This window comes from Burkholderia sp. MSh2, assembly GCF_000731655.1.
GTDB lineage: Bacteria > Pseudomonadota > Gammaproteobacteria > Burkholderiales > Burkholderiaceae > Burkholderia > Burkholderia paludis.
Map to the genome: position 1 here is coordinate 1 of NZ_JPGM01000074.1, position 21,151 is coordinate 21,151.

Sequence of the window (21,151 nt, forward strand, 5' to 3'; positions counted from 1 at the left end):
ACCACGGTAGCCGTGCCCAGCAGCGTCATACCGCTGAAGAACGTCACCAGCCCGCTGGGCGCCGCCCCCGCCACGTTCGCCGTCAGCGTCACCGCCGTACCCTGCGTCACGTTCGTGGCCGATGCCGTCAGCGTCGTCGAAGTCGGCGATTGCGTAGCGGGTTGACTCGATGAACCCGTAACGGCACTGCTGCTCGTCGCGCTATTGGTATCCCCGCCGTAGACCGCACTCAGGGGCGCCGCCGCCACCGTGCCGTCATACGCAAGGCTCGCCGCGCCATTGACCAGCGTGGCCGTGCCCAGCACCGTGCTGCCGTTATAGAACGTCACCGTCCCGCCCGGCATCGCGGGCGAGCCCGCCGGCGCACTCACCGAAGCCTGAAGGTTCAGCGTGCTGCCCGTCCCGGACACCTGCAGCGTGGTCGTCGTCGGCTGTGCAGCGATCGGCACCATCTGCTCGGTGTTCGATCCCACATGCGTCGCATCGCCTGCGTAGACCGCCTCGATGTCCACCGTCCCCACCGGCAGGCTCGAGACCGTCAGCAGTGCCAGCCCATTGACGAGCGTGGCCGTGCCCAGCATCGTCGTACCGTTGTAGAACGTCACCTGACCGCTCGCCACCGGCAGACCCTGCCCCTGGTCCGTCACCGCAGCCGACAGCGTCACCGGGTTGCCCCAGACCGCTTCGCTGTACCGGCTTGCCCCCTGGCTTTGCACATTCAACGCAATGTTCGTCGCCGCACCGGTAACGGTCGCCTGCGCGACCGCCGACACCCCGCTCGGATGCGATGCATCGCCCGAATACACCACACTGATGTCGTTCACGCCCACCGGCAGCGCGCTCGTCGTGAAGCTCGCCGTCCCGTTCGTCATCACGGCGCTGCCCAGGACCGTGCTGCCGTTGAAGAACGTCACTTCCCCGCCGTCGCCTCCGCTCACGTTCGCCTGCAGCGTCACCGGTTCGCCCAGCGCCGACGAACCGCTCGTCGTGACTGTCAGCCACGGCGCGGTTTGCGATGCAAAGGACACGTCGGCAGCGTCGGCCAGTTGCGAGACGTCGATGGGATTGGCCAATTGCGTGACTGACAGCACATGTGACTCACCGTCGTAGGTGGTCTGCGTCACCCGCCCCTGCGGATCGACCTCCCACGTCAGCCGATCGGCATCGTCGTAGAAGTACCAGGTATGCTGGTCCTGCGACGTCGCAGCAGGGCGAATCGCGGCGAGTTCAGCTGCCGGGCCACCAGTCGGCCAGTTCGCATCCGTGGTCCAAGCGGTCAGCGGCGCCCCGCTCGCATCGACCAGCGCCGACGTATCCACGGGCGTATCGTATGCAATGCTCTGGGCGAGCAGTCCGCTGGCGTTGTAGGTGTACTCGGTCAACGCGCCAGTCGGATCGATGTCGGCAATCTTGCGGCCCGCTTCGTCGTACATCGTCCATTGACGCGCCCCCGTCGGATCCTGCGTCATGACGAGACGTCCATCGTCGTCATACCAGTAGCGGGTCGTCCCCAACGCGGATGAGGTCGCCGAGAGCTGCGTGACGCTCACCAGATGGCCTGCGCGATCGTAACTCGAGACAGTCGACAGCCCGTTGGCAAGGGTCACCGTCGTTGTGCCGCTGGCATCGTCGTAGCGGGTCAACGTAACGTTCGGCGTAGTGCCGTCAAGTGACGGCGCGCTCGTGCTCACGACGCGCCCCAGCCCGTCGTAAACATACTGCGTGACGCTTCCGGCAGGCGAAACGGTCTGCAACAGGCGCCCGGACTGGTCGTAGACATAGTGCGTGGCCTGTTCGCCACTCGCCACGCCCACGCCGTTCGATCCGATATTTGCGTATGTCGTGCTGGTCTGCAGTTGCCCCCGGAAATCGTACGTATAGTCGGTACGCTCCGTCTGCGTCAGATCCTGAGCCGCCTGCCACTGTTCCAGTTGACTTTCGGTGGGAACCTGCGTCTGCCCGAACGCACTGACATCGTAAGTGGACCCGGTATAGGCGATCGTCGAGGTTCGCAGGCCGTTCGTGCTGTAACGGTATTCGGTGACATTGCCTTGCGGCGCGATCACGAATCGCAACTGGGTGGGTTGCGTCGCCGAATAGACGTAGCGCGTCGTCTGGGGATCGCTCGCAGCCTCCAGCCCCGATGCCGCATTCGCATACGAAGTGCTCGTCAGGATCTGATTGGCGGAATTGTAGGTCAGTGTCCGCGTGTCGCCCGCGGCATCGACCTGGCTCACCAGATTGCCGCGATCGTCGTATTGCATGCTCACCGTGTGACCCGCACCGTCCGTGATGCCGGTCACATCGCCCAGGTCGTTGTACGTGTAGTAAGCCTGCGTCAGACCTTCGGCATTGGCCGCCGTCACCCCGCTGCTCGCCTGAATCAGTTGCCCGTTGGCGTCGTAACGGTAAACCGACGTGCAATCGAGCGGATCGGTAACGCTCGTCGTGCCCGAATCGCTATCGTAGGAAAACGATGTCGTATTGCCGAGCCCGTCCGTTACCGAGGCGACCTTGTACTGCCCGTCGGAGAGAACATAGGTAAATGCAAGGCTGGTCCCGTCGCTTTGCTGGACGCCCGCAATACGATCACTCGAACCGTCATAGCTATAGGTGGTGACGTAGCTCGCCTGCGCATCGGCCCCGGTGGGAACCGTGCCTGTCGGATCGAGATTTACCGAAACAGACGTAAGCCGGTTCTGCGCGTCATAGCCGTAGGAAATTTCGTTGATCGTCTGACCCGACGCGAGCGTCGTACTCAACTGGACCAGGTTTTGTCCGGCGTACGTGAAATTCAGGGCCTCGCCGCTCGCATCGGTTACTTGCGTAAGCAGGTTGTTGCTGTCGTAGCTGTAAGCCAGCGTATTGCCATCGGTATCCGTCGACGACAACAACAGGCCCGCGCCGCTGCCCTCATAGGTTTCCGTCGTTCCGGTGCTGCCGTTCGTCCACGTCAACGTGCCATCCGCGTTGACGCTGATCGTGCTCAGGGCGGAACCGGCACTGGTCGTCTCGACGTAACACTGACTAGTCGCATCCCAGGCGTAAATCGAAGTCGAGCCGTCGCTGTCGGTACGCTCGAGCGTACCGTCGCTCTGGCGGACAACCGATTTGTAGAGTCCCGTTTGCCAGCCGTCACCATTCGTGAAGTTGGCCGACCCCTGGCTGTTGTAGGTTCGCAGATCACTGATGTCGAGCCCCAGGCCCATCAACAGCGCGTCGTTATCCTGGAGTACGAGATTGCCGTTCGAGACATTTACGTACGCGCTTTCGCCGCTCCGCCCCTGCACGGCGTTTCCGATCTTGCCATTCGAGCCCAGAACCGCGAGTGAACCGAGATTGAGGCCCAGATTGTTTCCGCTGACGATCGCGACCATGTCGTGTTCCGTTTGGATGTGTTGTCCGTCACCAACTTCCCAGCGGGAGACACTCCCTAGCCTGGAATCGTTGCGTAGTTGCTCAAGTCATCCGATCGGAAACGCGATTTGTTTAGGGTGGTTGCGAAATAATTTTTATGTGCCACCAGCGCGGCCTCGAAAAAATCAGGCTTGTTGAAGATCCAGGCGTGCCCCCCTCGGGACCGGGAGCGATGTCGAAGTTTTTTTCGGCGCTCCCCCTAAACAGTTTGATGTCGAAGCGCGATAACTTGTTTATCCGTGGATCGTCCGGGCCCGGCTGCGGCGTGTACGAGTCACCTCGCAGCCGTCTACAAGGAAACCGGCGCGCTCCGCCTGCAGCGCTTACTCATCCATCTGGCAATGGAAAACATTCGTCAACGGATCATGGCGGCGAGCCGTCTGGTCGGCGACATATCCTCCGTACCGCGCGTCAGTCCGCTCGAGCCGAACGTCTTCAGCGCATTCGCGGCCGCGGGCCTGCCGTTCATCATCGTAGGCATCGTGTCCACCTGGCCACTCCACGCGCTGACGCCTGACGGGCTGGTCGAGCGCTTCTCCGGCTTGCGTGTACGTGCCAGGATCGGCGACTACGTGAGCGCCGCATTCTCGAAGAAACGCGAAAGCAAGGAAATGTCGCTGGCGGAGTATTTCTCCCTGCTGAAACACGGCACGCCTGGCTTGCCACCCTATCTCGGCAATCAGAAACTCCCTGAACTCGATGCCCTTTGCCGGTGGCCGCACTATTTCACGCACTTCAAGGATCTGAAGATCTGGATCGGTCCGTCGGACACGGTCACGCCGCTCCATTGCGACTACGACGACAATATGCTGGCGCAAGTTTGGGGAACGAAGCGCATTCTGCTGTTCCCGCCGCACTATGCCGAGAACCTCTACTTGTGGGAGTCCAACCCCGTCCTGTTCGGCTCCAGATTCAATCCGGAAGCACCTGATTTCTCCAAGTTTCCGCTTGCACAAGCTGCCAGTGGCTGCCAATGCATGCTCAAAGCCGGGGAAATGCTGTATCTGCCCGCCGGATGGTTTCATCACGTGCGCTCAACATCGTTCTCGCTATCATCGAACATGTGGGCAAAAGGTACGCCAGCAGTCTGCGGAAATCGGGGAGAAGTACCAGGCGTACGGTAGGAGACCGGCCCACCCCGACGGCGACTCCAAAATCGGCGACATCGAGCGCGTTCCATGCCGCAGCTCGTCGCTGGGCCGACAATCCGGCACGGTCGGTCTCCCATGTAAAAAATTCGCCGCACCTCTAAACATTTTGGCATCGGCAGGCGAAGACTTGTCATGCGTCGACCTGCAGCGTTCGTCGAGTCGCGATGCCGACAGTTCGTCGAACCCCATGAGCTTGCGCCGTGTGCCTGCATTCATTGCGACGACTTCGGCAAAGAAGCGTCGCCCATCACGATCAGGAGTCTTCTTGGCCGCATCCAAAAACAATTTCTTCGATCACGTCAGGTGGTTGCGTCAGGCGGCGCTGGATGCAGGATTCGAACTCATCATCGCCGGCGAGAGCCTGCAGGCGCTGCTGCGCCGCGGCGAACGGTACTGGACTCTGCAACCGCGGTTCCTCGCCAAGGTGAACGGCATTGCGCAATACACGCCTGCCCTGATCGACGAAGTCACGCACTTTGCCGGCTGGCTGCCAGACCGAAGCAAGCGCTGGCCCGCCGCAAGCGACAAGCTGGCGTTCAAGCAATGGGCGCAGCAAGCCGGATTGAGGGTTCCGGCTTACGGAAGCTCGACCTCGGACGACATGGCAAACGTGGTGGTGAAGCAAGCGGCGTCGTCATTCGGCGCACAGATCGAAGGGCCGTTCCGCTCTTCGTCGCAATACCCGATCGAGCCGTCCCGCAGTGAATACTACGAACGGTTCGTCGACGGCGAAATATTCAAGGTCTGGTTCTGGAATGACGCGCCCGTCTGCGCTGAACGCGACACGATGCCGCGCGTGACCGGCAACGGGCGAGCGACCTTTCGCAAGCTGATCGAGGAACGCGCCAACCTGATGCAGAAGATCGAACCATCCGAACTTTCTCACCAGATCGATCGCTGCGCGGTCACGCTGCGCTTTTTTGGTCACGCTCTCGATGACGTTCCCGATCGTGGCGCCCGCCAACTCGTGGAATTTCGCTACGGCTCACCGCTCATGCACCCGCGCGGCCGACTCCTGCTGGACATGCGCACCAATGTGAATCCTCGCTGGGACGAGCTCCGCGCGGCGGGACCGGTACTGTATTCAGCCATTCCGACGGAATCGCGTCGCGATACGTTATTCACGGCGGACGCAATCTATGACGGGCAACACTTTTGGTGGCTGGAAATGAACAGTCACCCGGCCGTGCATCCTTTGGCCTATCCCGCTCTCGTCGCCAATCTCGGTGCTGAACCGACGAGTCGGTCGTCTTCAACAGTACGTCAACCGGCACCTCAAAGCGCCGACTAATTTTCTCAATCGAGAGGAACACCATGCCAGATACGGATTTCGACGATGTCGCCTTCCCGAGGCTGTTCATCCACGCGGCACCACTTTTTCCTGTTGCGCCAATCAGCGCACCATCGGTCGACCAATCCGTCGTAGCGAAGACGATCTACCACTTCGGCGGATCTGGCGGCGACGGCGACTCCAGCGAAGGCGCCGCGGAATCCAGTGAAAGCGAAAGCGAAGGCGATAGTGAAGGCGATAGTGAAGGCGATGGAGAAGGCGAAGGCGAAGGCGAAGGTGAAGGCGGAGAGGGTGGCGACGGCGGTGGTGACGGCGGCGGCGACGGCGGTTGATCATGCTCGCAGCTGAAATCGCGCATCCGCCCACCGATTCCCTGGACGCCGAGCGGGAACAACTGCGGCGCGCTATCTACAGTCAGGTCATCCTGCTAGGCAAGGACGTCACATTCGACTTCAAGGACTTGCTGTCGCATGCGGGACAGGCTCGTGTCGCAGGCCGGTTGCTGTGGGAACGAATTCGCCCTATGCGCCCGGAGGTTCTGATCGGGCCGGGTTTCGGGGGCGCACCGCTGCTGTATGCGGTCGCGCTCGCCGCCCTGCAGGCGGACGGGTTGGATCTCACATTGCTGATGGTGCGAGACCAGCGCAAGACGTACTATCGCAAGCGCTGGGTTGAGGGCGCGCCATGTCCGCCGGGCGCCCGCGCGGTGATCGTGGACGACTTTCTCGGAAAGGGCACCGCAGTTCAACTCGTCGATGAGGCCTTGCGGGCGGACAAGCGCGACCTGCACGTGTGCGGCCTCGCGGCACTGTTCGATTGCTGGAGCCCGACGGGTTCGCGGCAACTGTCCGTCAGCCGCTTTCCGGTCGTCTCGGTTTTCAGACGCCACGATATCGGTCTGTCGCGGGATAGTTACGACGCCCGACCTCCGGAGATGAAAGGCAGCGCGCCGCCTTTCGTGGATCAGCCGCTGTGGTGGCGCTTCGAGTTCAACCACGGTGTGACGCCACCCTTCAAGTCCAGTCCGGCGGTTGCCGAAAACGGCATATTCGGCGCAGACGACCGCGCGAGGATATGGCGCTTCGACGCCACGACGGGTGAGACGGTCTGGACTCGTGCCAGCCTGCAACAGCCATACAAGGGCATCGTCCAGCAATTGCAGGTGGTCGACCGCAGCGTCGTATTCGGCTGCTACGACGGGACCGTGACTCGGCTCGACGCGGACGACGGCGAGATCATCTGGCGCTGGCGTCCCGACTCGCACGTCCATGCAACGCCACAGGTCGACCTCCGGCATGAGCGACTCTTCGTCAATACCGAGCAATACAACGCAGGCGCCCCGATCGGTCACCTGTACTCGCTGGACTGGAAAAGCGGCCGCGTGATCTGGCGATACGAGCACGGTTATTGGCCGCCCGCCTCTCCTCACTACAGCGAGGAAGCCAATGCCGTCGTTGCGACCTGCAACGACCAGTCGCTTGTCTGCGTCGATGCGGATACCGGACACTTGCGGTGGAAGGCATCAACGACCGGCATGGTTCGAGGTAAGCCGGCCGTGCATCGCGGGCGGGTCTTCGTCGCGACGGAAGAAGGACAGCTCCAGAGTTTCGACATCGAAACCGGCGCCTGCCTGCTGACCCGCCGGCACGGTCCCGGCCTGCTTCATCAATTTCTGCACGTCGCCGACGGCGTCGTCTACGCACTAGACAATCGCTGGCATCTGACGGCATTCGACATCGATACGTTCCAGATTCGATGGATGAGCCGATTACGTAGTCCGGGCGTGTGGGGCCCGCTGGCATTCGGCAAATATTTGATCGTTCTGTCCCGCAATGGGCATCTCGCCGTATTCGATCCGACTCGGGAAATCAAACTCTGGGAAGGCCAGATCGGCGGTACGTTTCGCCAGGCGCCGGCGGCGGGCTACGCCAACGGTATCCCGTTGCTGGCGTGCGCCAGCAACAATGCCGGTTTCAAGGTATTCCGCATCCATCCCTATTACGATTCCGCTCCGTCATGAACTCCCTTCTTCAATCAGCGCGCAGTCAACCCACGGTCGATCAGGCAGGCGTGATTGCATCCGGCTGGTTCATCGTGACCCAGGTCAAGTGCAATCGCATCGTCTACTTCACCGACGATCCCGACTACACCCCTGCGTCCGATGGAGACTGGTATTTCGTCACGCATTACCTGGGTGAAATGCCCGAGGGCATGACGCTCGCGAACTGTTGGGGCTGGCGTTTCAACGGCGGCAAGTTCACGGACGCTCGCGAGCCTGTCGCCAGGGAACCGCACGAGGCACTGCTGGAAAGCAATCGTCGCGCACTATTCACTCTGTTGCGGCAGAAGGTCGATCAGACGCGCGCGCGCTGGGCACCGACCTGTTCGATGGGCGGCATGCTGCGTCAACGAAAGCTGGAGGAAGCGCGACGCTACCGCGCCGCGGCATCGAAACCGGAATCGGTTGAACGGGACGACGATTTCGACCTTTTGCGTTCGGTCGCCGTTGCGCACGGGGTCACGCTGGACGAGGCGGCCGATCTGATCCTGCGCCTCGATCGTGAAATGCTCCAGTCTCTCACGCACAGCGAACAGATCCGCGAGCACTATTCACAGGCCATTCGAAACGCGACAAATCAGGACGAACTGATCCGGTTGCGCCGCAACCTTCTGAGCGAGCGCTGGCAGACTCCGATCATGACTACGCCAGTGTCGCCGCCGATGAATCCGGCCGATTGGCACACGCCATTGGGGGCCGTACAACGCGCAAACGAAATCGTGCGACTGCAGGGCCAGCTTCGGCAGATCGTCAACGAGCGGCGTGCACGCGTACTCGGCCACTATGCCGGCAACGATCTGCTGACGCAGTACAAAACAACGCTAGCCAATCAGATACTGAACGGCGGTGCCGGTGCGGCGGGGCAAGATTTACAGCTCATTGAAAGCTACGCGGCAGCCCGCAACCTCAGTCTCGAGGACGCCGCGCGCCTGATGCTCGGTGCTGCGGAAGAAGCGCAGCAGGTTCTGATTGGCACCGAGGTGCGAAAAGACCGCTTGCTCGCCCGGATAGAAGCGATCAAGACACTATCGGACGTCCGCGAGATCGGGCTCGAACTGGATTCTCTGGCGAAATCGATGCGTGGAGACGAAGCGCGCACCGGGCAGTTCTGATCTTCGCTCATGTGGCACCGCCTCCCTGCATGGTCGCGCCATTTCCACGTTGACGCCCTACCTAATCCATCGGTACCCTCGACATGCCGTTCACTTTGACAACAGCCGCACGTCTGCTTTCGATTTGCCTCCCGCTCCTGCTCCCGATCTCCGATGTTCGTGCCGAACAACTCAGGTCGGATCTGCACGAGTCCGTTTCGACCATCGACGTGACGGTCAAGGATTTTTACGGGACGGCACAAGCGGGCAAGGTGGTGATCACGCAGTTCTTTCCAGACGGTGACGGACCATTCCCGATCCTGATTCTCAATCACGGACGCAGCCCCACGGATCGCGGGACGCCGCCACGTTTCCGCTTCACCCGGCAGGTCGCCTTTTTCCTGAAACGCGGCTTTGCCGTATTTGAGCCGACGCGCATCGGTTATGGTCAACTCGGCACGCAATTCGATCCGGAATATAGCGGCACATGTCGTCAGAAGGACTATGCCCCGATGATCGATGCGGCGCGCACCGAAGATCTCGCCGTACTGGACTACGCGAGGCGGCAGCCTCATGTCGATTCGCATCGAATCGTCATCGCCGGCCAATCGGTCGGTGGCTTCGTCACGACGGCGATGGCGGCTGAGAATCCGGACGGCGTGGTCGCAGCAATCAACTTCGCGGGTGGTTCCGGTGGCGATCCGGTCGAGCATCCCGGTGTGCCGTGCCAGGGCGAACGACTGGAAGCCATGTATTCACGATTCGGCAAAACGGCTCGCGTTCCGATGCTCTGGATATATACGGAAAATGACCAGTACTTCAGTCCGACATACAGTGGCGCCTGGCACGATGCATTCGTTCGCGCTGGCGGCAACGCAGACTATCGGCTGCTTCCGCCATTCGAGAAAAACGGGCATATGCTGTTTGCGCACGGCGTCGACGTCTGGGAGCCAGTGGTATCGGAATTTCTCGAGCGCCAGGGGTTCCCCGTCCGGCAACAACCTTGATTGATACGGAGAGACGTTCGACATGCACATGCCATTTGATGCCCTGCTGGAACAGGCCGTGACGCTAAGCCAGGATGCGCAATGGTCGGAAGCGTCGACATTATTGACCGCGGCCGCCGAACTCCGTCCGGAAGCGCCGGAGCCGCACTATCTGCGCGCGGCGAATCTCGCCGCGATGGGTGATGTCCAAGCTGCCGAAGCTGAATTTCTGGCCTGCCTCTCGCTCGCACCGCACCTCGCCATCGCACGTTTCCAGTTCGGCCTGCTCTATATGACAACCGGACGCCCGGATGCGGCGCGTTCAGTGTGGGCGCCGCTATTGACGACACGGCATCCGCTCTCGTGTTTCGCACGAGCGATGCTCGCGATCCTGCACGGTGACCGGGTCGATGCCGAGGCCTGGATCCGGCAAGGCCTGCAGGTTAGCCGCGAAAATGCGCCGCTGAACGCGGACATGGTCGCGCTGCTGGAGAAACTCTCCCTGCTCGACACAGGCGGTGCTGATGCCGACCGACCAGACCAAGAATCCGGCCCGGCGCAAGGAGATGCACCTGTCGAGCCGGAGCCATCGACGCATCTTCTGATTGCGTCATACATACAGCGCTAGACAATGAGCCCCATCTCGCCGCTCGACCGGCTCTTCCAGACGATACAGAGCCAGTCCGCTCCGGTCGGCCAAGTAAAGACCGCTACCGCGGCTACCTCGGGTTCACGCAAGGAATCAATCGGCGATGCCAGCGCGCAAAAGCGCGATGGGCTGGCGGCGCGCCTCGCCCAGCGTATCCAGGCGATCGACCCGGATCATCCGCAAAGGCGACGTCAAGCGTTCCGGCTATACATCGAATACGGCCTGATCAGCCGTCTTGGCGAAGAAGCGGGAAGCGATGCGAACTTCCCGATCTTGATCGATCAAATCATCACGAGCATTGAACAGATACCCTCACTTCAAACGGACGTGGATACTGCCATAGACGCCCTGTTCGAGCACACGTCTGGCGGTCGTTCTCTTGCGACGCTGCTCGACGCATTCGAGCGGGCCTGACACAGGCGCATCCGGGTTGCCATCGGACATTCGAAACTGGCGGCAAGACGAATATCGCCATCCGCTGCTACCTGTAAACACATTCAACGAAATGATCATTCAGCTAGCCGAACCTTATCTACTCGTCGAAACGCGTCACGGCCCCATGCTCGTCAATCGGCACGATATTTATATCGGCAACGCGCTGATCGACTACGGCGAATACTCGGAGCTGGAGACGCAGTTCCTGCTTCAACTGATCAGGAGGCCCGGCACGATCGTGGAGGTGGGCGCGAACATCGGCAGCCAGACCGTTCCGTTGGCTGCTGCGGCAAAAGCAGTCGGCGCCGACGTCGTAGCGCTGGAGCCGCAGCCTTTCGTGTTCCAGAATCTGTGTGCGAATCTGGCTCTGAATGCCATCTCCAATGTCACCGCTTGGCCGATGGCGTGTGGATCGGAACCCGGCACACTCGGATTCACTCTCCCGGACTATCACCGCGCCGGGAATTTCGGGGCCGTATCAATGCAACCCGGGGTTTCAGCGACGAGAGTCGAAGTCCCGTGTATTCGTCTCGACGACATGCTGAGCAAGAAGGAGGTTCAGCTCATGAAAATCGACGTCGAAGGTTTCGAACTTCACGTTTTGGCGGGCGCACGCCAGACGATCATGCGAAGCAGGCCAGCCATTTATATCGAGAACGACCGTGCCGACAATTCGCGTGCACTCATCGAGTATCTTTGGGAACTCGATTATCGGCTCTGGTGGCATATCACACCACTGTTCAATCCTGACAACTTCCGCAGCAATACCAACAATCGGTACCCCGGTATTTCGGCGTTCAACATGATCGGCTTTCCCCGTGATTCGGACATGAAAGTCATCGACGCCGAGGAAATCAGGAATTCAGGCGATTACCCGCTCGTCGCACGATAGCGCGGCATGCGCCCACTGCTACAAGAATTCCTACCGACAACGACATGAATCCCCACACCCGCGGAAGCTTCACGACACGTCTTGTCGCGACACCGTGCGCGTCGGGTCTTCCATCCACCGCATCCCGATATCAGATGAAAGCCGCGAAACCGGTCGCAAAGATCGCGACGATTGCCGTTGTGGCTGCGCTGTCGGCATGTATGACGCCGACCGACTCACCGTTGCAGACCATTGCACCGCTTCCAATTGCTGGCGACGGTCCGTGTTGCGGTCCTGTGACCGCTCAGGGGCAGCAGTTGCTCCGCGCACTGGACAGGCTCGACGTCGAGCATCACTGGCCGGCCAATCGCGAGGTACGCTGGGATACAGGCGAACCGGTCGGCGATCCGTCTTCGCCGGTTCTCGGGCCCGATACGCACTGCTCGCTTTTCACGGCAGCAGTCGGCAACGCCGTCGGCATCTATTTGCCCCGCCCGCCGCGCGACAGTCAGAACTTCCTGTCGCACACACAGCTGGATTTCTTCGAGTCGCGCGCGGGCCGCGAGGCCGGGTGGTTCAGGGTGGACACTCCGGCCCAGGCTCAAGCGCTGGCTAATCGGGGTTACCTGGTGATCTTCGGCTACTTCCGGCCGAAAAGCGCTGCCGGGCATGCCGAAGGGCATGTCGCCGTAGTGCGCCCTTCGGCGACGAGAACCGCAGCGCAGATCCGTGAAGGCGGCGTGCTGGAAACGCACGCCGGGATTCACAACCATGCGTCGGCAGTAGCTCGACGCGGGTTCCCCGCATCCGAGTTCCCCAATCTCCGCTATTTTGCGCACGCAATCGACGTCGACCGCTCCGATCCGCCAGCCCCATCTCCGCAGCTCGGTGCTCGATAATCCTGCGGCGCTTCTCGTCCATTTCGAAACACAGGCTGCGACCAAAGACAGTGTTACGGACCAGCCCGATGCCAAAATTCCCGTCTGCGGCTCCCAGATCAACCCGTGTCTTTTGGGGAGACCCAAGCGCCTCAAGAATGGCGCAGACGGCGATTTCGTAGGTGCCAAGCAGGAAGCCTGCCGACCCCGACCTCCGCCCAGTCGCCGATGCCGATTGAAAACCCGCGAAGTATGCCGTACTGGACAATCGAGCCCGTCTGCTCACGCAGCAACTGTGTCAGATAGTGCAGACGAAGATTTGCGGCTTGAATCGAACTTTGATTGAAATACCGAGAGTGGTCCATTTTCCTCGCTCTTCCTGACAGTCAATCATGTCTAAAAATTCAACGTCATCAAATTGACTTACGACGCATTTCGTCGATCGATCTCAAGCGAGTCAGCCCGCATCACTATTGCCCGAAATCGCTCCGGATAACCCATATAATGAATCATGAAACTATCCGCATCGTAGAGAGATGGATGCGAGTTCAAGGATACGCAATCGGAAAGCGGGATCGCGATTTCCCCACCAAATGAATCCCATGTTGACACAAATGCCGTCTGATCTCCGCCTGAAGCGTAGATACCAAACTTGTCCGGAACAGCATCAATGATGTTCTGGACCTGCTCAAGAAATTTCCGGCATTCCGGCGCATCAGAAAAAATCATGAAGCCGCTGTTCAATCGATGATTTGCAATATCGCGCACCAGCGTGAACGGCTGCTGAAATACACTTTCGTGAAGTGGACGTTGTTGAGAATGAATCAGTATATCTGCGTCAATCCATCCCACGTATGCATGAGAACCGAAATGCTGAAGTAGCAATTCGGCCTTGTTCCAGTTCCCCGTTATGTTGCGGTTCAAATGTGCCGGTGTATCTCGGTAAATGTAGTGCGTATAATCATGACGTCGGCAGTATGCTGAGACATTGCGCTCTGAAAAAGCTGCATATGCTGCAATATTCGGCGTGTAGCTCGTAATCAGCGCAACCGGCCGGCCTGGATTTACGACTTCGAAAGACTCTCCGACAATCGGTGTTAAATCGATATCGTCATACAGACGACCGGCACGTGCCTGGACTGAATTAAGATACTCGACAAACCGGCTCGCGACTCGATCATCATGGACGTTCTTGTGTACCGTGGGATTAAGAGACAATACGAAGGCCGAGTGTTCAGGAAGATTGTGACCGAATGGGGTAAAGAGGAGACTACAACATTCAGCACCCTCCAGAGATTGGTCATACGGTGTCGCTGGAATACCCTCCAGCTCGAAATGACTCCAGCGACTCACGCATGAATCAATATCGTGGTCGCGCAGCGTATTGAGAACCCTGTCGAGCCACTGCAATGCCGCCGGGCCTGCCCTAAGCATGAAAAAACATCCATCCGGACGATTATGGATCGCACATTGCGCAATCCAGCTCGGTGCGTCGCCGATCACGCAGTCGGCAGCAAGCGGCTCGTACACCACCGCCGACTCGTCAGCTATAATCAATAGGCTTTCGGCAGGAGCCTCTACCACTATTTTCCTGGCGAGACTGTACTTGTACAGAAGGCGAACGCGATCGCTGTTTCCCGGGCTGCCGATAGCGTGCGCCGTATGAATATACCCATGGCGAGCGCAGTAAGCGCGATGATTGTTGAGCACGGCATCGGCCGGGTGCATCAACAGGATGGAGTGAAATGAAACGAGGTCAGAATTCATCAGCGTTCGCTTTAAATTATTTTCAAATCTAACGTCGTATCCGACAAGTAAATCGGTGAGTCTGGCGTCGATGGTTTCTTCGGTCCAGGTGACGAAGCATCGCCAGCCGTATTTCAGACCTTGTCTGGCCACTTCGATCCTGATGAGCTCCGGACCATGGTTCGGTAGATCCACGACTCCCGTTCAATTACACCCTTCGCTCGTCACTGCGCCGAAGATCCACCAGATTCGCGTACAAGAACCACATCCGACAACGCTCGCCCCTCGACATCACGTCTCGCACTCAGCACGCGTCGGGCCAGTCTGGCAAAGCGTTCCGGGTCACCGGCGTCGCCGTTCAACACCGCCTCGGCGTAACGTGCTGACAAGCAAAGCGGGTCGAGACGAAGCGCCCGTTCCACCGACATTTGTGCCGCGTGGCGCTCCCCAGCCAGCGCCTCGACGACCGCAAGCCCGCCATGACTCTCCCCGAAGCCGCGATTCAGCGCCAGCGCTCGTTCGAATGCATTGCGCGCATCTTGCAGATCCTGCTGGAGTACGCACGCCCACGCGAGCCCGTGCCAGGTTCCGATATGGCCAGGCATGAAATGTGCAGCCCGCAGGAACGTATCGCGCGCCGCGCCGAGATTTTCTGTCAACAACTGCGCCATTCCCAACGCGGAGAGCGTCCGGCCATCGTCAGGATGACGCTGCACCGCCAGCCCGAGGCAGTGCAGCGCACCGTCGACCTGCCGACGCGCCACCAGCAGGCTGCCAAGCGCAACCAGCGCCTCATGCTGGTTGGGATCGACCGCCAACGCCCGACCAGCCCATCGCTCGACCCGTCCCAGATCGCCCAGGTCCAGAGCAATGAGGCTGCCTGCACCGAGGCTTCCCGCGCCGGGATCGTTCGATTCGAAGCGATCGAGCAGTTCGATCGCGCCATCCAGCAGATGCTGCCGGTGCATGCACCCCAGTGTCAGCTGCAACGCATCACGAAACAATGGCCCCGCCGGATCGAGAAGTTGGTGCGTCCGTTCGACCGCCACATCGAACCTGTCTTGCCGGAACTGTGCAACTGCGAGATTGAACACAACGGCCGGCGCCGAATATCCTTCGTCGATCAATTCGCGCAGCAGCATCTCTGCCGCGGCCCACTGCCCCCGGGCAAGCTCCAGCAGAGCCTGGCGATGCCGCCATGGCGCGCTGGAGGGATGATGTGCCGACGCCCAGCGAAGCTGCTCGTCCGCCACGTCGCGGCGGCCACACGACAATGCGAGATCAAAGGCGTCGCGTCGCAACGATTCATTGTCGGAATCGTCGGACAGGTAGGACATCAACCGCTCAAGTCGCTCCGCATCGACGTCAGGCAGCATAGGATCCTCTTCAGTCGTCAGGTCATTCATGGTTGTCCGGACCCGGGGAAGAATCCGGGCTCGTCGGCGCATTCGCGGCAATCGTCTCACGCCCCGCGAACAGCCGTCTCAGCCGGGTCAGGGCCTGCTCGTGCAATTGCGAAATCCGTCCCCGCGTGATGTTCAGCACGCTTCCGATCTCGCTATAGGTCAGCCCCTGAAGGTAATGCAGCTTCACCACCGACTGTTCGCGTGGCGTGAGGTAGCTGATCAGCTCCCGCACCTGCTTGCGCGATTGCTTCAACACCAGCGTGCCATAACAGGCATCCGGCAACGCGCCGTCCTCGTCATGAATCATGCCGGTTCCGTCGAGAAAGAAAGTCAGCATCAAGCCCACGCTAACCCTCGCGAGCCGATCGAACGCCTCGCCATCGGTTCCGAGCTCCGTTGCGACGCTCCGCTCCACCGCGGCTGCCCGTTCGGCCATCAGCCTGCGATGCAGACTCAACTGCTCCTGCCTGTCGCTGATATGCTCGAGGCCATCGCGAATAGCGCCCTGTATCCGCACGAAGGCATACGTCGTGAACTGTGCGCCGCGCCCCGGATCGTAACGATCCAGCGCCTCGATGAGGCCGAGGGTAGCCCACTGCATGTACTCGTCGAACTCGGCCTCGTGATTGACATGTTTGCCGTACAACCCTGCGGCGACCGCCCGCGCATAAGGCAGGTGCATCATGATCAGCGCTTCGCGGGCGCCGGCGTCGCGTGCCTCGACATGCTGTCGCCACAACTCCGCCACCGCCAGTTCGTTCCGATCGTACGCCCGCGGCGTACCGCGACCTGCCCTCGCGGCCAGGCCGCCGAGTTCCGACGCACCGTACGGGGAAAATTCACGCGAACTCATTCCGGCCGACTCAGTGAAATGACCCGATGAGCGCCTTCAACAGCAAGCTCCAGCCATCTATCAGCACGAACATCAGGATCTTGAGCGGCAGGCTGATCGTCGTCGGCGGCATCATCATCATGCCGAGAGCCATCAGGATGCACGCTACGACGAGATCGATCAGCACAAACGGCAAAAAGATGACGAATCCGATCTGGAATGCCGCGCGCAGTTCAGACAGCATGTACGCGGGCACAAGTTGCACATTGCCGACGTCGTCGATCGAGGACGGCTGCGGCGCCTTCGACAACTCGATCATCAAGGCGACATCCTGCTCGCGCGTCTGACGGATCATGTACGCTCGTACGGGCGTCACGCCCTTCCTGTAAGCGTCCTCCATCGACAACGTTCCCCGCATGAACGGCTGGAACGCGGCACGGTCGACCTCCTGCACCACGGGCGACATCGTGAACAACGTCAGGAAGAGCGCCAACCCGATCAGCGCACTGTTCGGCGGCGTTTCCTGCATGCCCAGCGCATGGCGCAACATCGACAACACGATGATGATGCGCAGGAACGACGTCGTGCATATCAGCAGCGCCGGCAGGATTGCCAGTATCGTCAGGCCGAGCACGATGCGAATCGGCTGGGCAGTCGCCTCCGGTGCCGGCGCCTGCGTCCCGGTGCGCGTGCCCGTTGTGCCGGCAGCGGACGGCCGGGTCATTCCATCGATAGCGCTCCATGCCCCTGCAGGCCCTACATGCTGCGATTCGGCCCGAGCAGCTGGCGAACAGGTCAAGACAAGCATCAGTACGGCGAACAGGGCCAACACCAGCTCGCGCGCAACCGACAGGCAATCGACTCTCATCGTTGCGCCTCCCCGGAAGGCACTGCGCCGGCGTCGCTCGGCACGGGCTGCTCGGCAACCACCGTCAACCCGGCCGCCGAACAACCGATCAGCCACTCGCGCTCGCCCCAGGTCACCACGTGCAGGGTCGCCGCGCCGCCCAGCCTGAACGACTGCCTGACGACCACACCATCGCTCCCGCCACCGGCGCGGGTCATGCGCGACGTGAAGCGCGCCCAGCCAGGGCCTGTCGTTCGGCCACGGCGCTGTCTCGAGACGAACCAGACGGTTCCGACCGCAAGCGTCAGTACGACGGCGGCAGCCGCGCGAACGACATGCGACCGGTCCGGCAGATCGGTGTCTTGCCGCCACGCTCCGCCAGCCGGTATGGCGTACTCGGCGGCCCTCGCCCCCGGCGCCGCCATCAACCACCCGGCCAGCCACACCATGCATGCCGCTCGCCGGCCTCGCGATGCAAGATTGTGCCGGGTCATGGTTGCAGCGGACGCGGCAATTCGGTCAGACGTACCCCGAAGCAGCCGTCTATGACGACCAGCGTGCCGCGTGCGATGACCTCGCCACCGACCAGCAGGTCAACCGGACTCTCGACCGACTGGTCGAGACGTAGCACCTGTTCCTCGCGCACGCTCATCAATTCGCCGACGGTCAACTCCGCGGTTCCGACGCGTACCGTCACGGCCGCCCTGACCTGCATCAGGGGATTGGCGGTCGCGCCGCCCTTGCCGGCATCGAAAGGCAACGGCGCGCCATCGTGGCCGCCCAACGGCAATTCCACAAGTTGCACGAGATTTGCGCGAGCGGGTTGATCGGTCGAATCGGCCACGTCAAGCGACGGTTCGTTCATCAAACTGGTTGGCTGGTTAAGCATGTTTCATCTGAATCGAAAAGGTGACGGGAAATCCCGGGAACGGTACCGGCTCAACCGGCGGGTTTCGCCAGCACGACCGCACGCGCGCCGTCGCGCATCCCGAGGTAAGCGTGACAAAGCGGCGCGGTCGACGCACCGTCGACCGTGCTCACCAGAATCTGCAGCGGCGCGTCGACTGCGTGCTGTGTGTGAATGACGTCGCCTTGCGCAAGCGCCATCAAATCGCCAAGGGCAACCTCGACCGGCCGCAGTTCGATATTCACGTTGACCGTCGCGTCGCGAAGCGCAACCGGGAGCGCGGCGAGTGGCGCAGCGCGACAGGCAACCGGCGCGGCCATTTCGAATCCATCGGTACGCAGCCAGCCCTCGGCGGCCGTCGCGTCGAGAGCGAGCCACAGGATCTGTTCGCCGACGGTCCAGCGCAGCAACACCGCACCTGTCCAGTGCCGTGAAAAGAGTTCCGGTAGCGTTTGCCCCTCGTCGCACGAGAAAACATCCCGGTGCGCAACGTGGGTCGCACCGCATTGCCGTGCGATTCTCAGACACCAGTCGCTCCACGCGGCGGCGGCCGTGTCTGCCGCCAGCCCCCCCACCGCACCGCGGCCACCGAACAACAGTGTCTGCACAATGCCGAGCGGGCCGGTCGCGTCCGCCGGCACGGCCTGCCTCGCGTTGCCTGCCTGCCAGCGCCACCAGATCGACATGGCCGACTCTTCGACGGCCAGCCGACGCCACACGGCATTCCGCATTGCCGATTCCGAAGGGGCATCCCAGGCCGGAACACACTGGACAGAAACGGGTCGCGCATCCTCAGACACGCCCCAGTCACGACACCAACGGGCCAGCAATGTGTCAGCAGTCATGGCGAGGCTCACGCGCGCGGCATCGCGCAGGGCCCGTACAGGATGCGCATCGCGTCGTGCACGCTCGACCGGCACGAGTTCTCCGCGACGCGGCGCGGCGCCGCTTCTCCGGCCCGGCGTTTGCGTATCGGTCTCGTTCACTCTATTTCCCCCAGATGCCGAACAACGTGCTCAACATGTCGCTCGCTGTCGATATGACCTGCGAACATGCCTGATAGCCGCGCTGCATCACGACGAGGTTGCTGAATTCCGTCGACAGATCGACGTTCGATCCCTCGACCTCGCCGTCCGCCACGGTGCCGAACTGGCCGGCTCCCGCCGTGCCGATCGTCCAGCCGCTCGAACCCTGCGCGGCGAATTCGTTGCCACCGATCGACTGCACCTGATCCGGCGAGCTGAACTGCGCCAGCGCGAGTTGCGGCCCTTTGGCAGTCTGGCCGTTCGCATACGCAAGAATCAGTGTCCCGGTCGAATCGAACGATTCGCCGGTCAGGCTGCTCGACGCATAGCCGTCCTGCTGGGCAAACGCCAGCGTCGAACTGGTGCCTGAGTCGAACGACGTCACGTTGCTGGAAAAATCGAGGGTCAACGGCATCGATTGCCCGCCCGTCGGCGTGTAGGTCAGTGCGACCTTGCTGCTGCCCGACACGACGTTGCCGCCGCTGAACGAGATCGTGCCATTGCCGACCTGAGTCGTTCCGTCCATCAATGCCACGTTCCACGTGCCGGTCTGACCGCTAACCGCCGTCAACGCGACGCTCAACGTATGCGTTGTCCCGGCGGCATCGATCACCGTCACGTTATTGACCGTATCGGACGTGGTCGTCGATGACAGATTGCCGCTGAACGTCACGGTCGTCGTCGCCTTCGGCGCGTTGGTCCCCATGTTCGTCAGCGTAATGGGAACGAGATTGCCGTTGGCGTCGACCCCCATGACCGTCTCGCCCGTCGTCGCCGACACAAGCGTGCCGCTGGAATCGAACTTGAATTCACCGTCCTTCGTGTAGTGCAGCTCGCCGTTGGCGTTCTTCAGCACGAAGTAGCCCTGACCGTTCTCCGCAACGTCAAGCGGGTCGCCGGTGCTCGACTGCTGTCCTGGCGTGAAGTTCAGCGTGGTGCCGAGCGTATTCAGTCCGTACCCGAACTCCCCGACGCCCGGCGACCCGTCGCTTTCAAGACTGCTGTCTGAATAGAAAAGGTCGGCGAACTGGGTCGAAGAACCCTTGAAGCCCGGAGTGTTCAGGTTCGCCGTATTGTTCGAAATGGTGCGAAGCCCTGCCTCGAAACCGAGCAGGCCGGATTCGGCAATCGTAATGGAATCGATCATCGCGCCGACCTCACTGGATGGACGTCAACTGGCTGATGCTCACGCCGCTCACGACACCGCTGCTCGTATTGATACTGAGCTGCGGCGTCGAGCCCGACAGATCGATGCTCTGCACCGTCCCCGACAACGGTCCCGACTGCGTGGTGAAGTTGACGGTATGGCCGATCAGCCCGACCGACTGCTGTGCAGCCTGGTTGCTGACGAGCGTCTGGATGCTCGTGTTCATCTGCTGCGTCTCCTCGAGCGAAGTAAACTGCGCGATTTGCGCCATGAACTGCTCGTTGTCCATCGGATTCAGCGGGTCCTGATACGTCAGTTGCGTCATCAGGACTTGCAGAAAGTCTTGCAAGGACAGCGTACTGTTCGAGCCTGCGCTACTCACGCCACTCGTTGCGGTGATTGTCATAGCTCCT

Annotated in this window: 20 protein-coding genes; 10 read left to right on the forward strand and 10 right to left on the reverse strand. The window is 61.1% G+C overall.

Annotation, left to right across the window (positions count from 1 at the left end):
• A partial coding sequence (locus GQ57_RS32725) for an Ig-like domain repeat protein (RefSeq protein WP_034200040.1) occupies window positions 1-3,377 on the reverse strand: 3,377 nt, incomplete at its 3' end.
• 381 nt (window positions 3,378-3,758) lie between these two features.
• Between GQ57_RS32725 and GQ57_RS32730 the strand changes: the two genes are divergently transcribed.
• The 10 genes from GQ57_RS32730 (at window position 3,759) to GQ57_RS43190 (ending at window position 12,849) form a co-directional block, all read left to right on the forward strand.
• Entirely contained in the window at window positions 3,759-4,541 is a 783-nt protein-coding gene (locus tag GQ57_RS32730) for a cupin-like domain-containing protein (protein WP_052001553.1), read from the forward strand.
• Between the two features lie 292 nt (window positions 4,542-4,833).
• Complete coding sequence (locus tag GQ57_RS32735) at window positions 4,834-5,859, forward strand: hypothetical protein (protein WP_152601698.1); 1,026 nt, start codon at window positions 4,834-4,836, stop codon at window positions 5,857-5,859.
• A 23-nt stretch (window positions 5,860-5,882) separates the two neighbouring features.
• Window positions 5,883-6,191: a hypothetical protein gene (locus GQ57_RS43185; RefSeq protein ID WP_160257578.1), complete on the forward strand. Its 309-nt coding sequence runs from the start codon at window positions 5,883-5,885 to the stop codon at window positions 6,189-6,191.
• A 2-nt stretch (window positions 6,192-6,193) separates the two neighbouring features.
• On the forward strand, window positions 6,194-7,879 hold the full coding sequence (locus tag GQ57_RS32740; protein ID WP_034200041.1) for an outer membrane protein assembly factor BamB family protein: 1,686 nt from the start codon (window positions 6,194-6,196) through the stop codon (window positions 7,877-7,879).
• Window positions 7,876-9,030 (forward strand): hypothetical protein, encoded by a 1,155-nt coding sequence (locus GQ57_RS32745; RefSeq protein ID WP_152603413.1) that lies wholly within the window; start codon window positions 7,876-7,878, stop codon window positions 9,028-9,030. The genes GQ57_RS32740 and GQ57_RS32745 overlap by 4 nt, the downstream gene beginning before the upstream one ends.
• Window positions 9,031-9,113: 83 nt before the next feature.
• Complete coding sequence (locus tag GQ57_RS32750) at window positions 9,114-10,016, forward strand: alpha/beta hydrolase family protein (protein ID WP_052001554.1); 903 nt, start codon at window positions 9,114-9,116, stop codon at window positions 10,014-10,016.
• 22 nt (window positions 10,017-10,038) lie between these two features.
• Window positions 10,039-10,623, forward strand: a complete 585-nt coding sequence (locus GQ57_RS38375) for a hypothetical protein (RefSeq protein ID WP_052001555.1) — start codon at window positions 10,039-10,041, stop codon at window positions 10,621-10,623.
• 3 nt (window positions 10,624-10,626) lie between these two features.
• On the forward strand, window positions 10,627-11,058 hold the full coding sequence (locus GQ57_RS32760; protein WP_031398212.1) for a hypothetical protein: 432 nt from the start codon (window positions 10,627-10,629) through the stop codon (window positions 11,056-11,058).
• A 16-nt stretch (window positions 11,059-11,074) separates the two neighbouring features.
• Window positions 11,075-11,971 carry an FkbM family methyltransferase gene (locus tag GQ57_RS32765; RefSeq protein WP_235215165.1) on the forward strand — a complete coding sequence of 299 codons (897 nt, stop codon included), beginning with the start codon at window positions 11,075-11,077 and terminating at the stop codon, window positions 11,969-11,971.
• Between the two features lie 44 nt (window positions 11,972-12,015).
• Entirely contained in the window at window positions 12,016-12,849 is an 834-nt protein-coding gene (locus GQ57_RS43190; protein WP_160257579.1) for a hypothetical protein, read from the forward strand.
• 402 nt (window positions 12,850-13,251) lie between these two features.
• Here the strand turns inward: GQ57_RS43190 and GQ57_RS40715 are convergent, their stop codons facing one another.
• Genes GQ57_RS40715 through GQ57_RS32810 form a run of 9 tightly spaced genes read right to left on the reverse strand, consistent with a single transcriptional unit; the run spans window position 13,252 to window position 21,144 of the window.
• Entirely contained in the window at window positions 13,252-14,769 is a 1,518-nt protein-coding gene (locus GQ57_RS40715) for a hypothetical protein (RefSeq protein WP_081896822.1), read from the reverse strand.
• Window positions 14,770-14,798: 29 nt separating this feature from the next.
• The gene (locus GQ57_RS38380; protein ID WP_052001558.1) at window positions 14,799-15,980 is read right to left on the reverse strand and encodes a tetratricopeptide repeat protein; all 1,182 of its coding nucleotides are present in this window, start codon (window positions 15,978-15,980) and stop codon (window positions 14,799-14,801) included.
• A complete protein-coding gene (locus GQ57_RS32780) occupies window positions 15,973-16,833 on the reverse strand; it encodes a sigma-70 family RNA polymerase sigma factor (RefSeq protein ID WP_031398208.1) in 861 nt (286 codons plus the stop codon). The genes GQ57_RS38380 and GQ57_RS32780 overlap by 8 nt, the downstream gene beginning before the upstream one ends.
• A gap of 10 nt (window positions 16,834-16,843) precedes the next feature.
• The gene (gene fliP, locus GQ57_RS32785; RefSeq protein WP_235215166.1) at window positions 16,844-17,680 is read right to left on the reverse strand and encodes a flagellar type III secretion system pore protein FliP; all 837 of its coding nucleotides are present in this window, start codon (window positions 17,678-17,680) and stop codon (window positions 16,844-16,846) included.
• The gene (locus GQ57_RS32790; RefSeq protein WP_034200044.1) at window positions 17,677-18,108 is read right to left on the reverse strand and encodes a hypothetical protein; all 432 of its coding nucleotides are present in this window, start codon (window positions 18,106-18,108) and stop codon (window positions 17,677-17,679) included. The genes fliP and GQ57_RS32790 overlap by 4 nt, the downstream gene beginning before the upstream one ends.
• Window positions 18,109-18,149: 41 nt before the next feature.
• A complete protein-coding gene (locus GQ57_RS38385; RefSeq protein ID WP_081894864.1) occupies window positions 18,150-18,548 on the reverse strand; it encodes a FliM/FliN family flagellar motor switch protein in 399 nt (132 codons plus the stop codon).
• Between the two features lie 50 nt (window positions 18,549-18,598).
• Window positions 18,599-19,552, reverse strand: coding sequence for a FliM/FliN family flagellar motor switch protein (locus GQ57_RS32800; RefSeq protein WP_152603415.1), 954 nt, complete (start codon window positions 19,550-19,552; stop codon window positions 18,599-18,601).
• Window position 19,553: 1 nt separating this feature from the next.
• Entirely contained in the window at window positions 19,554-20,738 is a 1,185-nt protein-coding gene (locus tag GQ57_RS32805; RefSeq protein WP_034200045.1) for a flagellar hook protein FlgE, read from the reverse strand.
• A gap of 10 nt (window positions 20,739-20,748) precedes the next feature.
• Entirely contained in the window at window positions 20,749-21,144 is a 396-nt protein-coding gene (locus GQ57_RS32810; RefSeq protein WP_031398202.1) for a flagellar hook capping FlgD N-terminal domain-containing protein, read from the reverse strand.
• Window positions 21,145-21,151: the final 7 nt, after the last annotated feature.